Annotated in this window: 19 protein-coding genes and 1 tRNA gene; 9 read left to right on the plus strand and 11 right to left on the minus strand. The window is 68.7% G+C overall.

The features are described 5' to 3' along the window. Position 1: 1 nt before the first annotated feature. Positions 2 to 1,504, plus strand: a complete 1,503-nt coding sequence (gene hutH / locus K7W41_RS00220; protein ID WP_224603552.1) for a histidine ammonia-lyase — start codon at positions 2 to 4, stop codon at positions 1,502 to 1,504. A 27-nt stretch (positions 1,505 to 1,531) separates the two neighbouring features. Here hutH and K7W41_RS00225 read toward each other — a convergent pair whose 3' ends face one another. Continuing rightward, positions 1,532 to 2,215: a histidine phosphatase family protein gene (locus K7W41_RS00225; RefSeq protein ID WP_224603553.1), complete on the minus strand. Its 684-nt coding sequence runs from the start codon at positions 2,213 to 2,215 to the stop codon at positions 1,532 to 1,534. A 185-nt stretch (positions 2,216 to 2,400) separates the two neighbouring features. Here K7W41_RS00225 and sdaAA point away from each other — a divergent pair, with 185 nt between their 5' ends. Further along, positions 2,401 to 3,291 carry an L-serine ammonia-lyase, iron-sulfur-dependent, subunit alpha gene (gene sdaAA, locus K7W41_RS00230; RefSeq protein ID WP_224603554.1) on the plus strand — a complete coding sequence of 297 codons (891 nt, stop codon included), beginning with the start codon at positions 2,401 to 2,403 and terminating at the stop codon, positions 3,289 to 3,291. A gap of 60 nt (positions 3,292 to 3,351) precedes the next feature. Here the strand turns inward: sdaAA and K7W41_RS00235 are convergent, their stop codons facing one another. The 6 genes from K7W41_RS00235 to K7W41_RS00260 form a co-directional block, all read right to left on the minus strand. After that, on the minus strand, positions 3,352 to 3,837 hold the full coding sequence (locus K7W41_RS00235; protein WP_224603555.1) for a hypothetical protein: 486 nt from the start codon (positions 3,835 to 3,837) through the stop codon (positions 3,352 to 3,354). Beyond that, positions 3,834 to 4,400, minus strand: coding sequence for a hypothetical protein (locus tag K7W41_RS00240; RefSeq protein ID WP_224603556.1), 567 nt, complete (start codon positions 4,398 to 4,400; stop codon positions 3,834 to 3,836). Before K7W41_RS00240 ends, K7W41_RS00235 begins: the two co-directional genes overlap by 4 nt. Beyond that, a complete protein-coding gene (locus K7W41_RS00245; protein ID WP_224603558.1) occupies positions 4,397 to 4,945 on the minus strand; it encodes a hypothetical protein in 549 nt (182 codons plus the stop codon). The genes K7W41_RS00240 and K7W41_RS00245 overlap by 4 nt, the downstream gene beginning before the upstream one ends. Then, positions 4,942 to 5,250 (minus strand): PadR family transcriptional regulator, encoded by a 309-nt coding sequence (locus K7W41_RS00250; protein ID WP_224603559.1) that lies wholly within the window; start codon positions 5,248 to 5,250, stop codon positions 4,942 to 4,944. Before K7W41_RS00250 ends, K7W41_RS00245 begins: the two co-directional genes overlap by 4 nt. A 109-nt stretch (positions 5,251 to 5,359) precedes the next feature. Continuing rightward, positions 5,360 to 6,046 carry an HAD family hydrolase gene (locus K7W41_RS00255; protein ID WP_224603560.1) on the minus strand — a complete coding sequence of 229 codons (687 nt, stop codon included), beginning with the start codon at positions 6,044 to 6,046 and terminating at the stop codon, positions 5,360 to 5,362. Further along, entirely contained in the window at positions 6,046 to 6,381 is a 336-nt protein-coding gene (locus K7W41_RS00260) for a histidine triad nucleotide-binding protein (RefSeq protein WP_224603562.1), read from the minus strand. Before K7W41_RS00260 ends, K7W41_RS00255 begins: the two co-directional genes overlap by 1 nt. A 223-nt stretch (positions 6,382 to 6,604) precedes the next feature. Here K7W41_RS00260 and K7W41_RS00265 point away from each other — a divergent pair, with 223 nt between their 5' ends. Then, positions 6,605 to 7,519 (plus strand): ferritin-like domain-containing protein, encoded by a 915-nt coding sequence (locus tag K7W41_RS00265; RefSeq protein ID WP_224603563.1) that lies wholly within the window; start codon positions 6,605 to 6,607, stop codon positions 7,517 to 7,519. A 413-nt stretch (positions 7,520 to 7,932) separates the two neighbouring features. Further along, positions 7,933 to 9,036, plus strand: a complete 1,104-nt coding sequence (locus tag K7W41_RS00270; protein WP_224603564.1) for a DNA glycosylase AlkZ-like family protein — start codon at positions 7,933 to 7,935, stop codon at positions 9,034 to 9,036. 10 nt (positions 9,037 to 9,046) lie between these two features. On the opposite strand, the gene K7W41_RS00275 is transcribed toward K7W41_RS00270, so the two are convergent. Together K7W41_RS00275 and K7W41_RS00280 are read right to left on the minus strand one after the other, a co-directional pair. Then, the gene (locus K7W41_RS00275) at positions 9,047 to 10,027 is read right to left on the minus strand and encodes a phosphotransferase family protein (protein WP_224603565.1); all 981 of its coding nucleotides are present in this window, start codon (positions 10,025 to 10,027) and stop codon (positions 9,047 to 9,049) included. Positions 10,028 to 10,059: 32 nt separating this feature from the next. After that, a complete protein-coding gene (locus tag K7W41_RS00280) occupies positions 10,060 to 10,278 on the minus strand; it encodes a hypothetical protein (protein ID WP_221088618.1) in 219 nt (72 codons plus the stop codon). Positions 10,279 to 10,382: 104 nt separating this feature from the next. Here K7W41_RS00280 and glmM point away from each other — a divergent pair, with 104 nt between their 5' ends. Both glmM and K7W41_RS00290 read left to right on the plus strand, forming a co-directional pair. Then, positions 10,383 to 11,714 carry a phosphoglucosamine mutase gene (gene glmM / locus K7W41_RS00285; protein ID WP_224603566.1) on the plus strand — a complete coding sequence of 444 codons (1,332 nt, stop codon included), beginning with the start codon at positions 10,383 to 10,385 and terminating at the stop codon, positions 11,712 to 11,714. 150 nt (positions 11,715 to 11,864) lie between these two features. Further along, on the plus strand, positions 11,865 to 12,371 hold the full coding sequence (locus tag K7W41_RS00290; protein WP_224603567.1) for a hypothetical protein: 507 nt from the start codon (positions 11,865 to 11,867) through the stop codon (positions 12,369 to 12,371). 361 nt (positions 12,372 to 12,732) lie between these two features. Here K7W41_RS00290 and rpsT read toward each other — a convergent pair whose 3' ends face one another. Further along, positions 12,733 to 13,011, minus strand: a complete 279-nt coding sequence (gene rpsT, locus K7W41_RS00295; protein ID WP_224603569.1) for a 30S ribosomal protein S20 — start codon at positions 13,009 to 13,011, stop codon at positions 12,733 to 12,735. A 220-nt stretch (positions 13,012 to 13,231) separates the two neighbouring features. Here rpsT and K7W41_RS00300 point away from each other — a divergent pair, with 220 nt between their 5' ends. Continuing rightward, positions 13,232 to 13,819: a regulatory protein RecX gene (locus tag K7W41_RS00300; protein WP_224603571.1), complete on the plus strand. Its 588-nt coding sequence runs from the start codon at positions 13,232 to 13,234 to the stop codon at positions 13,817 to 13,819. A 405-nt stretch (positions 13,820 to 14,224) separates the two neighbouring features. Here the strand turns inward: K7W41_RS00300 and K7W41_RS00305 are convergent. Beyond that, positions 14,225 to 15,336, minus strand: a protein-coding gene (locus tag K7W41_RS00305) for an IS630 family transposase (RefSeq protein WP_224603574.1) whose coding sequence is annotated in 2 segments (ribosomal slippage) — positions 14,225 to 14,922 and positions 14,922 to 15,336 — 1,113 coding nt in all. Because the reading frame shifts where the segments join, the coding sequence is not laid out codon by codon here. 318 nt (positions 15,337 to 15,654) lie between these two features. Here K7W41_RS00305 and K7W41_RS00310 point away from each other — a divergent pair. Both K7W41_RS00310 and K7W41_RS00315 read left to right on the plus strand, forming a co-directional pair. Next, a tRNA-Pro gene (locus K7W41_RS00310) sits at positions 15,655 to 15,731 on the plus strand. 57 nt (positions 15,732 to 15,788) lie between these two features. Beyond that, positions 15,789 to 16,505, plus strand: a complete 717-nt coding sequence (locus K7W41_RS00315) for a metallophosphoesterase (RefSeq protein WP_224603576.1) — start codon at positions 15,789 to 15,791, stop codon at positions 16,503 to 16,505. Positions 16,506 to 16,631 lie beyond the last annotated feature (126 nt).

Raw genomic sequence — 16,631 nt, forward strand, 5'->3', positions numbered from 1 at the left:
CATGATTCTTGACCAGCACCTCAATCTTGATCAGTTTCTCTCTGTAGTTCGGGGCGGCGAACAGGTAGAACTCGCCCCGGCCGCCCGTGAGCGCATTGCCCGCGCCCGCGCGGTCATTGAGCGCATTGTGGATGGCGACGCCCCCGTGTACGGCGTGAACACCGGCTTCGGCAAGTTTGCCAATGTGCAGGTGGCCCGCAGCGGCCTGGAACAGCTTCAGCACAACCTCATCATCTCGCACGCCATTGGGGTGGGCGAGGCCCTGCCCACCGAAGTCGTGCGGGGCATGCTGCTGCTGCGGGCACAGTCGCTGGCACTGGGCCATTCCGGCGTGCGGGTGGAGGTCGTGGAGCTGCTGCTGGCCTTCCTGAACATGGGCGTGCACCCGGTGATCCCCGCGCAGGGCAGCGTGGGCGCCTCGGGCGATCTGGCCCCACTGGCGCACCTGGCGCTGGCGCTGATTGGCCTGGGCGAGGTGGAGTACGGCGGCGCCGTGCGGCCCAGCGCGGACGTGCTGGCCGAACTGAACCTGCGCCCCGTGCAGTTGCAGGCCAAAGAAGGTCTGGCCCTGATCAACGGCACGCAGCTGATGGGCAGCCTGCTGGCGCTGGCGGTGGCGGACACCCGCACGCTGCTGGGCACGGCGAATCTGGCGGCGGCCCTGACGGTGGAGGCCATGTACGGCTCGCACCGCCCCTTTCAGGCCGACGTGGTGGGCCTGCGCCCGCACCCCGGCGCCGTGGCGGTGGCCGGGGAGGTGCGCACCTTCCTGCGCGAGTCCGAGATTGCGCCGTCGCACTTGGTGGGCGACGGCAAGGTGCAGGACGCCTACTCGCTGCGCGCCGTTCCCCAGGTGCACGGCGCCAGCCTGGACGCCCTGGACCACGCCGCGCGGGTGCTGGCCGTGGAATTCGCCTCGGTCACTGACAACCCGCTGATTTTCCCGGAGACCGGCGAGGTGGTGTCTGGCGGGAACTTTCATGGGCAGCCGCTGGCCGTCACCATCGACGCGCTGAAAGTGGCGGTGGCGGAACTGGGCAGCATCAGTGAACGGCGCTGCGAGCAGTTGCTCAATCCCTCGCTCTCGGGCCTCCCCGGTTTTCTCACGCCGCAGGGTGGGCTGAACAGCGGCTTCATGATCGCGCAGTACACGGCGGCCGCCCTGGTCAGCGAGAACAAGGTGCTGGCCCACCCCGCCAGCGTGGACACCATTCCCACCAGCGCCAACCAGGAAGACCACGTGAGCATGGGTGCCCACGGCGCGCGGCAGCTGCGGGCCATCCTGGAAAACGTGCAGAACGTCGTCGCCATTGAACTGATGTGCGCGGCCCAGGCGCTGGATTTCCAGCAGCTGCGCGCCGGGCGCGGGGCCCAGGCCGCCTGGGAACACATCCGCGCGCAGATTCCCAACATGACCAGCGACCGCTACTACCGCCCCGACTTGTTGAAGATCGTGGCGATGGTCCGCAGCGGCGAACTGCTGCGCGTGGCGCGGGAGGCGTAAAGGCCGGCCTGGGCCGGCGGGCACCGTTCAGTGCCGTACCCATTCGGCGGGCAGGTGGTCCACCCGGTTGAGCCAGTGCAGGGCGCTGGGTCGGCCACCCTCTGGAACCTCCAGCAGGGTGGTGGAGAGGTGCGCCAGCCGGAAGATGGGCGGCGTTCCGGTGCCAGCCCACCCCAGGGCCGCGCGAATCAGCGCCCCCGCGAAGTCGTGGTGGGTGATCAGCGCCAGGCTGTCGCTGTCCCCATGCGCCGCGCGCAGTCCGGTCAGCACCCCCTGGGCCCGGCGTTCAAACACCGCCTCCTCCCAGGCCTCCGCGCCGCCGTCCCAGGGCTGGCCGGTCAGCTCCTGCGGCCACACCAGTGCCGGACAGTCGCCCTGCAGCGCGGCGTGGTCGCGCCCCAGGACGGGCGCGAAGTGGCCTGCTGGGCCAGTGGTCAGCCCTCCGTATTCGTAGGCGGCGGCCAGCCCGTGGGCCGGCAAGCCCAGGATCTGCGCGAAGGGGGCAGCCGTCTGCACCGCGCGGGTCATCAGACTGGTGTACAGGTGGGTGACGCCGTGGGCCTGGGCCGCCAGGTGCGCCGCTGTGTGCCGTGCCTGCTGTAGCCCCAGCGGGGTCAGCGGTGGGTCGGGCAGGCGCCGCTGGGCGTAGCCGGACCCGTGTTCAGCGAGGTTGTTCTCGGACTGGCCGTGGCGGATGAGCAGCAGCCTCATGGGTCAACCTAGCGCGGCCTGCCCCAGTCGGCCCGCCGCATATGACTGCGCCCCCTGCCTGGCCGTCCACACGCTCTGGACGTCTTCACCCAACCCGAATTCAGCTAGACAGGGCGCGGCGTACCATAAGAGCCCATTTTCCCGCTCTGTTTCCCCGCCCGCCCTGTTTTGCCCACAAGGACGCCATGACGACGCTTGACGACATTCTGAATGCCCCCGCCCCGGCTTCGGCCTGGATTCTGGCCCAGGACTGCCAGGAAACCGGCCTGAACCCCGACGACATCCGTGCCGAGATGCTGCGCCGCATCCGCGAAATGCGCGCCAGCATTGAGCGTGGGCTGCAGAGCGATGCCAAAAGTATTACCGGCATGGTGGGCTGGAATGCCAAGGGCCTGTGGGACGCCCCGGACGTGCTGGGCGCGCCGCTGCTGAGGCGGGTGCAGGCCTACGCCATGGCGGTGAACGAGGAAAACGCCCGCATGGGCCGCATTGTCGCGGCGCCCACGGCGGGCAGCGCGGGCACCATTCCCGGCGCCCTGATCGGCGTGGCCGACCACCTGGGCCTGGAAGACGAGCGGCTGGTGGCCCCCATGATTCTGGCGGCCGGCATTGGCAAGGCGATCAGCAAGCGCATGTTTATTTCCGGGGCGGCGGGGGGCTGTCAGGCGGAAATCGGCTCCAGCGCAGCAATGGCGGCGGCGGCGGTGGTGGAACTGCTGGGCGGCACCTCCCGCGCGGCGGTCCACGCGGCCAGTCTCGCCCTGATGAACACCATTGGGCTGGTGTGCGACCCGGTGGGCGGCTATGTGGAGGTGCCCTGCGTGAGCCGCAACGCCTTCTACGCTGTGCACGCCGTGAGCGCCGCACAACTGGCGCTGGCTCAGCTGGAATCCTTTATTCCCCCCGACGAGGTGCTGGGCGCGATGGCCTCGGTGGGCCGGATGATGCCGGCCGCCCTGCGCGAAACGGCCGACGGTGGCCTGGCCCAGACGCCTACCGGTCTGGCGGTGACGGCCCGCATGGAGGGCCGAGACAAAGAGGGCCCCGGCGGCATGATCGAACTGCCGCTGGCGTAAGTGGCAGGCAAAAAGCGGCGCCCGGACGAAGCAGGTCCGGGCGCTCCTCTCGCGGGGGGCTTACCGGGCCGCAGCCTGCCGGCGCTGGGCCCACGTCTGCGTCAGCCCCGCCCCCAGGGCCGCCAGCACCGCCAGGGCAAAGACGTCGTTGTTGTCAAAGGCGGGCGAGTTGGGCGCGCCCAGTGGTCCATTGGAGAAGGCCTGCAAGCCCACCACGAACAGCCAAGCGCCCGGCAGAAAAGCCAGCGCGCCGGCCCCGGCCTCCAGGGGGCCAAAGCGCCAGCGGCCCAGGCCGAAGCCCAGCGCAAAGGCCACCCCCAGCACGCCGGGCCACAGCTGATCCGGCAGGCTGTCGCCTTGGGCGCGAAACACCAGGGAAAGAAGGAGTTCCTGGGCGGCCCCCAGCAGGGCAAACACCACGGCGGCGCTGAGGGCCTGTCGCCAGCCAAAGCGGTTGGCTGCCAGCCTCGTTTCTATTGCCCAGCGCGAATCTTGAACCGATGCCGCTTCGTTTTCCATGCCTTGCCTCCACTCTTCGGGGGTCATGCGCGGCTCCGATGCAGTGCGCGGCGGAGGCGGTGCCCAACGAGGGCACAAAATCCGATGAGCAGGGTGCCCATGACTAGCCGCTCTGGGGAAAAGCCGCCGGCATAGCCCGCCAGATTCACCGTTTGGGTGCCGCTCAACGTGGGGTAAGAGAGAACCTCGTGTGTAGACGTGTAAAGCCACGCACCGACGCCCATAGGGAGAAAGGCTAAACCGCCCAGTACAGCCAGGAGGCCAGGCGTAAAACGCAACAGCGCCATCATCCCGGCCAGCAGGGCAGGAATAAACAGTTGGCCCAGTTCAAACAACCGGGTATAGCCCAGGTGGGTCATGACCCATTCGCCCACAGGGTTGAAGTCGCGCAATACCGAGAAGCGGATGGCATGGTCGGTCAGAATGGTCAGGGCATAGCCCAGTCCGGCCAGCAGCAGGCCATAGATTCCCACCTGCAGGCTCCAGGCCACCGGTTGCAAGGCAGCCCTGCGCGTTGCCCGGCTCCACGCTGCGTCCTGCACGCTGCTCGCCTCATTCTCCATCCCCTGTCGCCACTCTTCGGGGGTCATGCGCGGGCCCGGCGCCCCGAAAAGGGCAGCCCCAGCACAATCCCCAGCGCCGCGACGCCCAGGGCCACCGCCAGGGGATAGGCCGGAAAGCCCATGAAGTCAGGCAGGACCAGATTGCCCAGGGTCGTGGTGGTCAGCACCGCAGCCCCCGTGCCCAGCAGGATAACCCAGTGCGGCACCCGCAGACGGGCGGCCACATTGGCCAGCACCAGCAGGGCCAGCAGCAACCCCGCCACGGGCAGTTGAGAGTCGCCGCTGCTGGTGATCGTCTGCACCGACTGCGGGTTGCCCAGGATGTTCCACTTCAGAAAGGTCAGGGTATCCACACCGTTGCGGGCCGCTTCGCGCACCATCACCGGCCACTGGGTCCCCAGGGTGACAGCGGCACTGGTCGCCACACCGAGGCTCAGGCCCACGCCGCCCTGCAACGCCTGACGGCCCAGAGCCGCGCGGCGCAGGTGGGCGCGCGTCTCCCTGGCCCACGCGGCGTCTGGGGCGGTGTGTGCTTCATTCTCGATGCCGGCCTTCCATTCGTCGGGGCTCATGTCAGGGCGCCTTTGGTGCGGGTGCGGGGGGCTGGGTCTTCGGCCTGACGCTGCCGGGCCAGTTCCAGCCCTGTCTGCGTCAGGCGGTAGATGTGCCGGGGGGGCTTGCCGGGATGTGGTGAGTCTTCCCACTGCGCGTCCAGATACCCCTGGTCGTGCAGGCGCTGCAGGATGGGGTACAGCGTGCCACTTTTCAGGCAGGTGCCCTTACTCAGGTCGTAGCCGTAGGTGTGCGCCGGGTACGCGCTCTGCAGGGCCGCCAGCACGGCGCGGGTGGGAGGACTGCTGTTGGGCAATGGAGGCATGTCCCATTAACAACATATGTAGACTTTGAAGTCAAGCGGTTTGTCGGGGAGAGGGGAGAGCAGAAAGAAGAGGGGCCAAAGCAGCCCCCCTCGCAGTGCCAGCGCCGTGCTACGGCGAGGGAACCAGCAGCCCCAGAGCCGCCTGTAACTCGGCATGTGCGTGCAGCACCCGGGCCACGCCCAGTTCGCGCAGCCGCGCCTCGTCGTCGGGCAGGATGTGACTGCCCGCCAGCAGCGCCCACACGGTCATGCCCGCTGCCAGCCCGGCCTGGGCCCCCGGCGCACTGTCTTCCACGACCAGGCAGCGCCCCGGCTCGGCGCCCAGTGCGGCGGCGGCGTAGCGGTACAGCGCCGGGTCCGGCTTGCCCACGCCGCCCACGCAGGCCGGGTCAAAAGCCCGCCCGGCCAGCAGGGTGTCCAGCCCGGCCCCACGCAGTTTCAGGCCCAGGCGGTGGCGCTCACTGTTGCTCGCCACCGCAAAGGGAACGCCCGCCGCGTCCAGCGCGCGCAGGGTGTCGGCGGCCCCAGTTACAGGGGGCACATGGTCAAAAGCCGCGTTAAAGCGGGTGTTCAGCAGTGGCAGAAAGTCTTCGGGGGCCCGCCAGCCCCGGCCCTCTTCCAGGGCGCGCACCACGCCTTCAAAGCGCTGCCCGGCCGTCAGGCGGGTGATCTCGGCCGCGCTGAGGTCCAGGCCCTGGCCCCGGAAAATCTCGGCCCACAGCCCGGTGATCAGGGCCTCGGTGTCCACCAGCACGCCGTCAAGGTCGAACAGCACGGCGGCAAAGGACGTGGGCATCAGGTGTCGCTGTCTGGCCCGTTCTCCCAGCCGGCCAGCACATGAATGTGGGTGTGGAACACCACCTGCCCGCCCCCGGCGCCGCAGTTCACCACCAGCCGGTAATCCTGGGCGTGCTGGCGGGCCACCTTCACGGCCGTCAGCCACAGCTCGCCCATCTCGGCGGCGCCCGTAATCTCGTCCACGCGCGCCGTCACCTTTTTGGGAATGACCAGCAGGTGAATGGGCGCTTTCGGGGCAATGTCGCGGATGGCAATAAATCGCTCGTCCTCGTACACGATCTCGCTGGGCAGCTCGCGCGCAATGATGCGCTCAAACAGGGTGCGTTCGGCCATGCGCCCACTGTAGCGGGCGCGGCGGCCGGAGGAGGGCCCGCCTTAAGCCAATCTTGAACTTGCGCGGGGCAGTCATCCACTTGCCGGACTCTGGCATACAGCCAGATGTCCAGCGCGCGTGCCTGCTTCGGCCTGGCCGCGCATCCCCCTTCTTTCTGTCACCAGTTTGAACCCGCCTGCGTGCGGCGTTCAGCGGTGCCCTCTGGCCCAAGGAGGCCCCCTCATGTCCGATTCCAATTTGCCTGCCGTTGTCACGTCCGACCCTGCCCTGAACCGCCGCGCTGCCCTGGGGTTGCTGGGCAAGGTGGGCCTGGGCGCCGCCGCCTTTGGCCTCAGCGGCGTCGCCCGTGCCGCGCCCGCCAAGAACATTGACGCCGACGTGCTGAATTTCGCCCTGAATCTCGAATACCTGGAAGCGGCCTTCTACCTCGCAGCGGTGGGCCGCGTGGACGAATTGCGCCGCATTGGCGGTGGCGCCGAGATCCGCCTGCCCGCTGGCCTGGACCAGAGCCGGGGCATGACCTTCAAGGACAGCGCCGTGCAGGCCCTGGCCCGCGACATCGCTGAGGATGAACTGCAGCATGTGAAGTTCCTGTACGGCGCGCTGGGCAAGGCGGCGGCTCCCCGGCCCGTGCTGGACCTGAACGGCGCGTTTCGCGCGGCGGGGCAGGCGGCATCTGGCGGCAAGATCACCGGCTTCAACCCGTACCTGAATGATCTGTTTTTCCTGCACGGCGCCTTTATTTTCGAGGACGTGGGCGTGACCGCCTACAACGGGGCCGCCACCCTGATCACCAATCCGGCCTACCTGCAGGCGGCGGCGGGCATTCTGGCCGTGGAGGCCTATCACGGCGGCGCCATCCGCACCATGCTCTACCAGCAGCGGCAGGTCACGGCGGCGGCCGGGCTGTACGTGGGACAGGTGGTGCAGGCCATCAGCACCCTGCGCGGCAAGGTGGGCGGCATGAAAGACATGGGCCTCACCGACAGCCGGGGCATGGCGGTTTTTGCCCCCGCCGACAGCAACGGCGTGGCCTACCCGCGCACCACGCGCGAGGTGCTGAATATCGTGTATCTGGCCCCCGGTGCGGCGAAGGGCGGCTTCTACCCCAACGGCCTGAACGGCACGATCAAGTAACACCGACGCCGATGAACAGCGGTATGCCGTTCCGTTGAGGGTAGGAAAGGCCCCCCTCAACGCCACGCCAACCGCTGTCTGTCGCGGTCACTTGATCTGCTCGCCCCACATGACCTGTGGGGTTTACCTTCAGCTCATGTGGTGACCGCTCTGGGGCGCTTGCAGAAGCTACTCAATCCAAAGAGAACAAGCGGGCTTTCAGGCGTGGAACCGACCAACCGGCTCTGTCCGGGTTGGTCAGCGAAACAGATGGCATCCGTGAAAGAGCGCAGCGGAGGGAGGCAACCGTTCCATCTCTGTTCCGCACGGTCCGGGGCGGGTGGGGGAGACCCGGCCTGCCCCGGGTTGCTGGCCACGCCTTCATGCTGAGCCCGCGCCCGGCCGCGCCTCCGCCCTCTGCTAGCCTGCGCCCCATGACCATCACGCCCTCGGCGGTGCGGGCCGCCGCGTTTCGCACGCTGGCGCCGCAGTCCAGCCTTCAGGCCGCGCTGGACACGCTGGGCTTCGTGCAGGCCGATCCCATCCGCGCGCCCGCCCGCGCCCAGGACCTCACCCTGATGGCCCGTCTTGCGGGCTACCGCGCCGGCGATCTGGAAGCGGCCTACCCCACCCTGGACGCCGAGGAAGACATGCTGCCCAACTACGGGTTCGTGCCCCGGCGCGTGCAGGCCCTGCTGCACCCCCGCGAGGTCGAGCCGGGGGTGTTGCAGACCCACCCGGAGCTGGTCAGCGCGGTGCGCGCCCTGCTGCACGAGGCCGGTGAGCTGCACCCCCGGCAGGCGGCGGGCCAGCTGGGGCGCGGCGGAGTGGTCAACGCCTGGGGCGGACAATCCAGCGCCACCACCCGCGTGCTGGACGCCCTGCACCGCCGGGGCGAGGCGCGGGTGGTGCGCCGGGAGCGGGGCGTGCGCGTGTACGGCCCGGCGCCCCATCTGGCCGCGCTGCGCGCCGCGCCTTTGCCCGAAGCCGAACGGCTGCGCGGCGCGGTTCACCTGCTGGCCGGGCTGTATGGCCCTCTGCCCGAAGCCAGCCTGGGGTATCTGGTGGGGCTGTCTCACTACGGCTTTCCGCACCTGCACGGGGCGCTGCGCGCCGCTTTTCGCACGGCCGTGCGGGAAGAACTGGCAGGCGCGGTGGTGGACGGCGTGCGCTACGTGTGGCCCGCTGGCTGCTCCCCAGAGGCCGACGCGCCCCGTGGCGTGCGGGTGGTGGGCCCCTTTGATCCGCTGGTGTGGGACCGGCGCCGCTTCGCCCACCTGCACGGCTGGACCTACCGTTTCGAGGCCTACACCCCGGCCGCCAAACGCCAGTTGGGCTATTACGCGCTGCCCGTCTTTCAGGCCGAGCGGGCGGTGGGCTGGGCCAACCTGCAGCTGCAGGGCTCTGTGCTGGAGGCCCGGGTGGGGCTGGTGCCGGGCGTCCGCCGCACTGCCGCCTTTAACCGCAGCCTGAACGTAGAACTGGACCGCTACCGAGCCTTTCTGGGCCCGGCTGAGGTGCAGGTGGCTGAACCCTAGGCCGGGGGCTTCACTCCCACCACGCCTCCACAGCAGCGGCCAGGGCCTGCTGAACCCCGCTGCTTTCGCGGCGCTGCGCCTGCCGGGCCGTGGACAGCAGGTTCAGGGCCAGCCCCGCGCGCTCCTGGGCGGCCAGTTCCGCCGCTGACAGGGACAGGCCCTGCTCGGCCAGGGCCGCCTGATAGGCCGCGCGCAGGGCAGGCCCCAGGCGGGCCCGCTCGGCAGCGTTCAGCCGCAGCGCCAGCAGGTGCGCCAGGTCCTCGCCGGGCACACTGGGATGCACCTGCCCGTAGTCAATGAGTTCGGGGGGCCCGCCGTCTCTGGGCCACAGCACCTGCCCGGCGTGAATGTCACCGTGCACCAGCGTCCACACGGGCGCGTGGGCCAGCAGGGCCGGCAACGCCTGTGCGGCAGCCAACAGGGCTTCGGCCGCGCTCGGCACATCCGGCGGCGCGGCAGGGGCCACCGCCGCCGCACGGGCCAGCACCTCGCCGGGCTGCCAGCGCCAGCGCCCCCGCAACAGGGGCTGGCCCGGCCCCGCCCAGAAAGCGTGCAGCCCGGCCAGCAGGCGCACCACGTCCAGCAGGGCCGCCTCGCGCTGGGGGTCGGTGGCAAAGGCGCCCCAGCCCCAGGTGGCCTCGGTCCGGTCCACGGTTAGCAGGTGGGCCAGGGGCGGGCCTTGCTGCGCGGCGCTGTGCAGATAGCGGGCGTGGGGCACCGGGGCGTGCGGCGCCAGGTCGCGCAGGTAGGTGCTTTCGCGGTGCAGGCGCTCGGCCGCGCGGGGGTCACGCCAGCCAGCGGGCAGGTATTTCAGGAACAGCGGGCCGGCGGGGCTGCGGTAGCGCGCAAAGGCGGCCCCCTCGCCGGTCCAGGTTTCCACCACACGCGCCCCCGGGAAGGCGGCGCGCAGCGCTGGGGGCCACACCCAGGGCCCACTGGCGGGGGCGTGGCCGCGTAAAGTGGCCGCCCAGTCTCCCAGGCGGCGCGGCACAAATGGGCGGCTCAGGGCGGCGGGCGCTCCGCTCAGGTCAGCAGCGAGACGAGGCCCGCCACCGACCCCCCGGCGGCCAGCGCCGCAAACACGAAGGCCCCCAGGCACCCCGAGGACCGCTTCACCGTGCGGTAGTGGCCGCTGTGGCCGTAGCCGTGGCGCTTGTGGCTGCTGTGGCTGCCGTGCCCCAGAAAGCCGCCCTTGTGGCCGCTGCGACTGAACGAAAAGGACCCTGCCGAAAATCCGCTCATGCCCTACGGTACGCAATCGCGCGCCCCAGGGTTGCGCTTCTTTAACCCGGTTCAATGTTGGGCATCAGGAGTGACGCACTCGCAGGCGTATCATGCGGCAGATCATGAGCGAACGGAAGTATTTCGGAACGGACGGCGTGCGCGCGGTCGCGGGCGCCCATCCCCTCACGGCTGCTTGGGTCATGGACCTGGGCGCGGCGGCCGGGGAGATTCTCAAGGCGGGGCGCGACCACGCCAGCGTGGTTATCGGCAAGGACACCCGCCAGAGCGGCGACATGCTGGAAGCGGCGCTGGCGGCGGGCCTGACCAGCCGGGGCGTGAATGTCATTCATGTGGGGGTGCTGCCCACCCCGGGCGTCAGCTACCTCACCCGCTACCTGGGCGCCGATGCCGGCGTGGTCATCAGCGCCTCGCACAACCCCTACCAGGACAACGGCATCAAGTTCTTCGGCGCCGATGGCCAGAAGCTCAGCGACGCCACCGAGCACCAGATCGAGGCGGCGCTGGACGCCCTGGCGGACCTGCCGCCCGTCACCGGGGTCAACCTGGGCGGCGTAACCAACTACTCCGAGGCCGAGCGGCTGTACGTGGGCTACCTGCGCGGCCACGCCCCGGACCTGAGCGGGCTGCGCATCGCCATGGACTGTGCCAACGGGGCCGCCTACCGCGTGGGGCCCAAGGTCTTTCAGGCGGCGGGCGCCGACGTGTTTGCGGTGTACACCACCCCGGACGGCCGCAACATCAACCGCGACTGCGGCAGCACCCACCTTGACCACCTGCAGCGCATTGTGCGCGAGGGCAACTACGACCTCGGCGTGGCCTTTGACGGCGACGCCGACCGCGCGCTGTTCGTGGACAGCCGGGGCAACGTGGTGCACGGCGACCACATGCTGCTGCTCAACGCCCGCGCGCGCGGCGAGCAGGGCGTGGTGACCACCATCATGGCGAACATGGCCCTGGAGGTGAAGCTGCAGGAAGCCGGCATTCCCCTGGAGCGCACAGCGGTGGGCGACCGCTACGTGCACGAGCGCCTGCACGAGCGGCACCTGAACCTGGGCGGCGAACAGAGCGGGCACGTCCTGTTTCTGGATATCTCGCCCACCGGCGACGGCGTGCTGAGCGCCCTGCTGACCCTGAAAAGCATGAAGGCCCTGGGCACCACCCTGGACGCCCTGTTTGACGATCTGGTGATGTACCCGCAGACCCTGGTGAACGTGCGCGTGGCCGACAAGAAGGCCATTGCCGCCGACGGCGAGGTCATGGCGGCCGTGGCCCGCGCCGAGGAACAGCTGCGCGGCAAGGGCCGGGTGAACCTGCGCCCCAGCGGCACCGAGAACCTGATCCGCGTGATGGTCGAGGGCCAGGACGCCACCGAGATTCACGAGATTGCGCGCGTGCTGGCCGGTGTGGTGCAGTCGCGCGGCGCCCAGGCCTGAGTGTCCCCCGCTGGGGGCATTCCCACGCCCCTCATGGCGCGCTGGGGTAAAACAGCGGCAGTGCGCCCGGCGCGCTCCCCACTCCCCATCAGACTGGGGTCAAGCGTGGGGTGTGCAATGGGCCCAGTTCCTGCCTTTGGAGGTTGCATCATGAAACAGAACGTCCTTTCTGCGGTGGCGCTGCTCAGCGGCCTGTCGCTGGCCGTGGCCCAGGGTGTGCCCTCGCCCGTGAAACTCACCTCGACCACCTCGGTGGTGACGCAGACCACGCAAAACGGCAAGACGGTGGAAACCCTGACCGATGCCAGCAAGGTGGCCGTGGTCCCCGGCACCCTGCTGGACATGGCCCACACGTGGCAGAGCGTGAGCAAAAGCGACCTGCGCAACATGAAGCTGGACATGAAGGTGGACCCCGCCACCACCTTCCGCAGCGCCGCGTGCACCGTGAGCGGCGTGACCACCCTGTTCAGCGCCGACGGCGGCAAGACCTTCGGCCTGGCCCCGCTGAAAAAGACCGTGACCGTGACCGAAAACGGCCGGCAGGTGCAGCGTCAGGTGGAGGTCAAGCCCAGCGAGTACACCAATGTGCGCTGGCAGCTGCCCGTGGTGAAGGCTGGCAGCGAGGGCCGCTGCGCCATCCGCGCGGTGGTGAAGTAAGCGCGAGCCCAGTGGTGAAGCGCCCCCAGCCGGGTTCGGCGGGGGCGCTGTTTTCTGGAAGTGGTGGTGTGGGCAGGCTTTGCCGGCCAGCGAGAAAGGTTCGCCACGCCCTTGAACCAGCAGTGCGGACAGTGTTCAACCATCGAGGAGCCCACGGGAGAAACGTCGTCTGGGACGCTTACGCCCATCTACTGCGCCGCTTTTCAAGCTCCGACCGCTGCCCCGCAGCTCTGCGAGTTCCCCACAAGGGGCGGGAAAACAGCGTGTTTGTCGGGCTGTCCTCTGCAGAATGCTGCACCTGTCCGCTGTTAAAAGCGCGCGCTGGGGCCTAGACCCCAGCGCGCGCTCCTTCCTGCTTTCCTTAGCCCTGCTGCGCGGCCTTGGCGCGGTTGATCGCCTTGGCCAGACGGCTCTTCTTGCGGGCGGCGGCGTTCTTGTGCAGGGTGCTGCCCTTGGCGGCCTTGTCAATCAGGCTCTCGGCGCGGCTCTGCAGCGTGGCCAGGTCCTCGGCGCCGGTCTGGGCGGCGGCCACGGCCTTTTTGGTGAAGGTCTTGATGGTGCTCTTGCGGCTGCGGTTCAGCAGGCGGCGCTTGAGGCTCTGGCGGTGACGTTTCTGGGCGGACTTGTGACGCAGGGCCATGTGGATTCTCCTTGTTCTCCCGCCGCCGGTCTGGCGGTGCGGGGCGGTTCCTGCCCGCAGGCGGGAACGCGAGCGTCCGAGGGGCCCCGTAAAGCAGGGGCGGCTTCGGCGCGCCGGGGCAGCGGGGCTGCTGGCCGGGCCACCCACCCCAAGCAGGCAGTGGGCAACCTCGTGACTATACCTGCCTTTGGCTGGAGGGGCAAGCGGCATACTGCAGCACATGACGGGCCGATACCGCAGGGCACAGGGGCGCCGGGCGCCGGCACCCGGCACAGAGGGCGACGACGCCGCGCCGCGCGCCCCCCGCCGCCCCTCCACCCCCGAAGAGCAGCGCGACGCCCTGCTGGCCTACGCCTTTCGCGCCCTGGGCCAGCGCGCCCTGAGCGCCCAGGAACTGCGCGCCCGCCTGGAGAAACGCAGCGACGACCCCGAACTGGTCGCCCTGGTGCTGGCCCGGGTGCAGGAACTGGGCTACCAGGACGACACCCAGGTGGCCCGCGCCGAGAACACCCGCCGGGGCGTGGGCGCCATGCGGGTGCGCCAGACCCTCAAGCGCCGGGGCCTGGACGACGACCTGATTCAGGACACCCTGCAGACCCGCGACTCTGCGCGTGAAGCCGAGGAAGTGGCGGCCCTGCTGGAGCGCCGCTGGTCCTCGTTTGCCCGGAAGCGCGACCCCCAGGCCAGCGCCTTTGCCTTTCTGGCCCGGCGCGGGTATCCCGGCAGCGTGATCTGGCCCGCTATCCGCGCCTTCGTGGCCAATCAGGGCGAGGAGCCCGAGTGGAACGGGGAAGAGGACGAGGGCTGAAGATCTGGAAGAGGGAAGTCGGCCAGCCGTCCGGGCACGGCGCGGTGGTGGGCATTGGCAGGAGAGTAAAGCTTGCTGGAATGCGCTGCCCATGTCTTTCCTGCGTCGCTCCCTGAGTCCTCTTCGGTCGCGGCGCAGACCTGCCAGAAAAAGGGCATCGCTCTGAGCATGGTCTCCCGCCGGCCGCCTCAAGTGCCCGGACCTTCACTCAACAGGACCGCCAAAACAGGATTTTCCCAATGTCGTACGGAACTTAGAGCAGTTGACATGAAGATGATGTTGGTTCTCGACCCTCGCCCCTCGTGGGACTCGCAGAGCTGCGCCGCAGAGAGGGCCTCGCGCAGCGAGGGGTGAGGGGGTTCTTTGGTCAATCGCTCTAGTGCATGACCACAAGCATGAGAATAGCTATTCTTGAGTGGGGTAATGCCGCCGGAGCTTTTGTCGCGCTGAAGTCGTCGAGAACTGCCAGTCGACCTTGATCGACCGGGCGTTGCGGTCGGTTTCCCACGCGTGCAGTTCACGCGCCACGGCTTCTTTGCTGGGCAGGCGTTGGCCCAGACACTGTCGCTGCAGCGCCGACCACTCGAGTTCGGCCATGTTGAGCCAACTGGCGTGTTTGGGCGTGTAGATCCACTCGAATCGTCGGGTCAGGCGGCGCGCTTCTTCCGCTGGCAGGTGCTGATACAGCGCCGCCGGCGTATGGGTCGAGAGTTGATCGAGCACCAGACGGATCTGTGCAGCGTTTGGATAGCGCAGCTCCAGTGCCTGGAGCTGCGCCGCGAAGTCGGCGTTCCCCCTGCGGTCAGTGACCGTCACCGTACGTTGACCTGTCAGCGGTTCGAACGCCACGAAGAAATTCACCGTGCCACAGCGCTTGTATTCATGATCAACCCGTGCCGGGGTCCCCGGCACGGGTGGCAATGGATCGCGCACATGGTCGAGCAGCTGGTAGGACTTTTCGTCGAAGCAGATCACCGGCCGATCAGCGTCATATGGCTGAGCATAAGTATCCAGGACAGCTTCCATGCGCCAGACAAAGTCGGCGCCTACCTGGGCGACACACCCACTCTGAACCTGCCACGGTTTGAGCGCGTTTTTTTCAGCGTGCGCCGCACGGTTTCGTCACTGATGCGGTCTACGACGCCCAGTGTCACGAGGCGGTCGGCGAGAAGCTGCATGGTCCACGTCTCGCGTCCCTCCGGTTTTGAGCACACCTCGGCGATCAGGATGGCCGTCTGCTGGGCGTCCAGTTTCGGGGGTTGTTTGGGTCTTGCTTTCTCGTACAGGGCGGCCTGGAGGCCGCCTTCAACGTATTTCTTGCGGATGGACGCGACGGTGGCAGGCCTGACGCCCTGTCGCTGAGCGACTTCACGATCTAGGAACCCCTGATCGCTCAGCAAGAGCAATCGTGCGCGGGTCATAACCCGCGCACTGTGCACGCCTTTTCGGGTCATGTCGGTCAACTGTTGCCGCTCGTCCTCGCTCAGCTGCACGACCCACTGCTTGATGCGTCCCATTCCTCATGTTAACGCCCCTCATGCCTGTGGTCATGCACTAGGTGAGCGAAGGCAAGGGGTGAGCGGCCTCGCAGAAGCTGCAACACAGCGCGAACAAGAGGAAAGGTGGGGCGACGGCGATGAAAAAGCACCCGCGCGCTCTCCCCAAACCGCTTTGAGATCAGCGTCGTCCTGCATCGGCGGTAAGCCCCCTGCATCCTGCCTCTGAGCCATCTGCCATCTGCTCCCCGCCCTCCACCCTTTGCTTGACACCCCCCCAGGGCGCGCGTAGACTACCCCCTGCCCTGCCGCCTGCGGCGCGGGTGTTGGTCGGACTTTCGGGGCGTAGCGCAGCCTGGTAGCGCACTTCGTTCGGGACGAAGGGGTCGGAGGTTCGAATCCTCTCGCCCCGACCAGCTTAGGACCACGGCCCTCCCCAGCGCGGGAGGGTTTTTCTGTACCGGAGCCCCTGTATGCGCGTATACGCCATTGCCGACCTGCACCTGGCCTTTGTGACACCCAAACCCATGACGGTGTTTGGGCCGCAGTGGGCCGGGCATCCGCAGGCGATTTTTGACCACTGGCGCGAGGTGGTGCGCCCACAGGATCTGGTGCTGCTGCCGGGCGACCTGTCGTGGGCCATGCGGCTGCCCGAAGCGATGCAGGACCTCGCGCCCGTGGCGGCGCTGCCGGGCACCAAGGTGCTGCTGCGCGGCAACCACGATTACTGGTGGCCCACGGCCAGCAAGCTGCGCGCCGCCCTGCCCCCGGGCATGCTGGCCGTGGTGAACGACGCCGTGCGCGTGGGCAACGTGGTGGTGTGCGGCACGCGCGGCTGGCTGACCCCCGGCCACGAGCCCTTGCCCGCCGATGACGTGCGGCTGCTGGAGCGCGAGGCCGAGCGCCTGACCCTGAGTGTGAAGGCCGCCCAGGCCCTGCGCCAGCCCGGCGACCACCTGCTGCTGATGCTGCACTACCCGCCCGCCACGCCGCCCTACCTGCCCAACCCGCTGACCCGGGTGATTGAGGCGGCGCAGCCCGAACTGATCGTGTACGGCCACCTGCACGGCGTGCCCCCCGAACGGGTCATGCGCCATGTGGGCGGCATTCCCGCGCATCTGGTGGCCGCCGACGGCCTGAAATTCGTGCCCAGGCTGCTGCTGGACACAGCCGCCGAGCCGCTGCTCTAAACGGGCGCGCGCAGGCCATTCATCCCCTTAGATTCAGAACTCTGTGAGAGGGTGCCCCCTATCTTCAGCCTCTCAGACCCATCCATACGCGGTGTGCAGAAGGGTCTCCTCCGGAGGTGAAGGTCA

Source organism: Deinococcus multiflagellatus (assembly GCF_020166415.1).
Classification (GTDB): Bacteria; Deinococcota; Deinococci; order Deinococcales; family Deinococcaceae; genus Deinococcus; species Deinococcus multiflagellatus.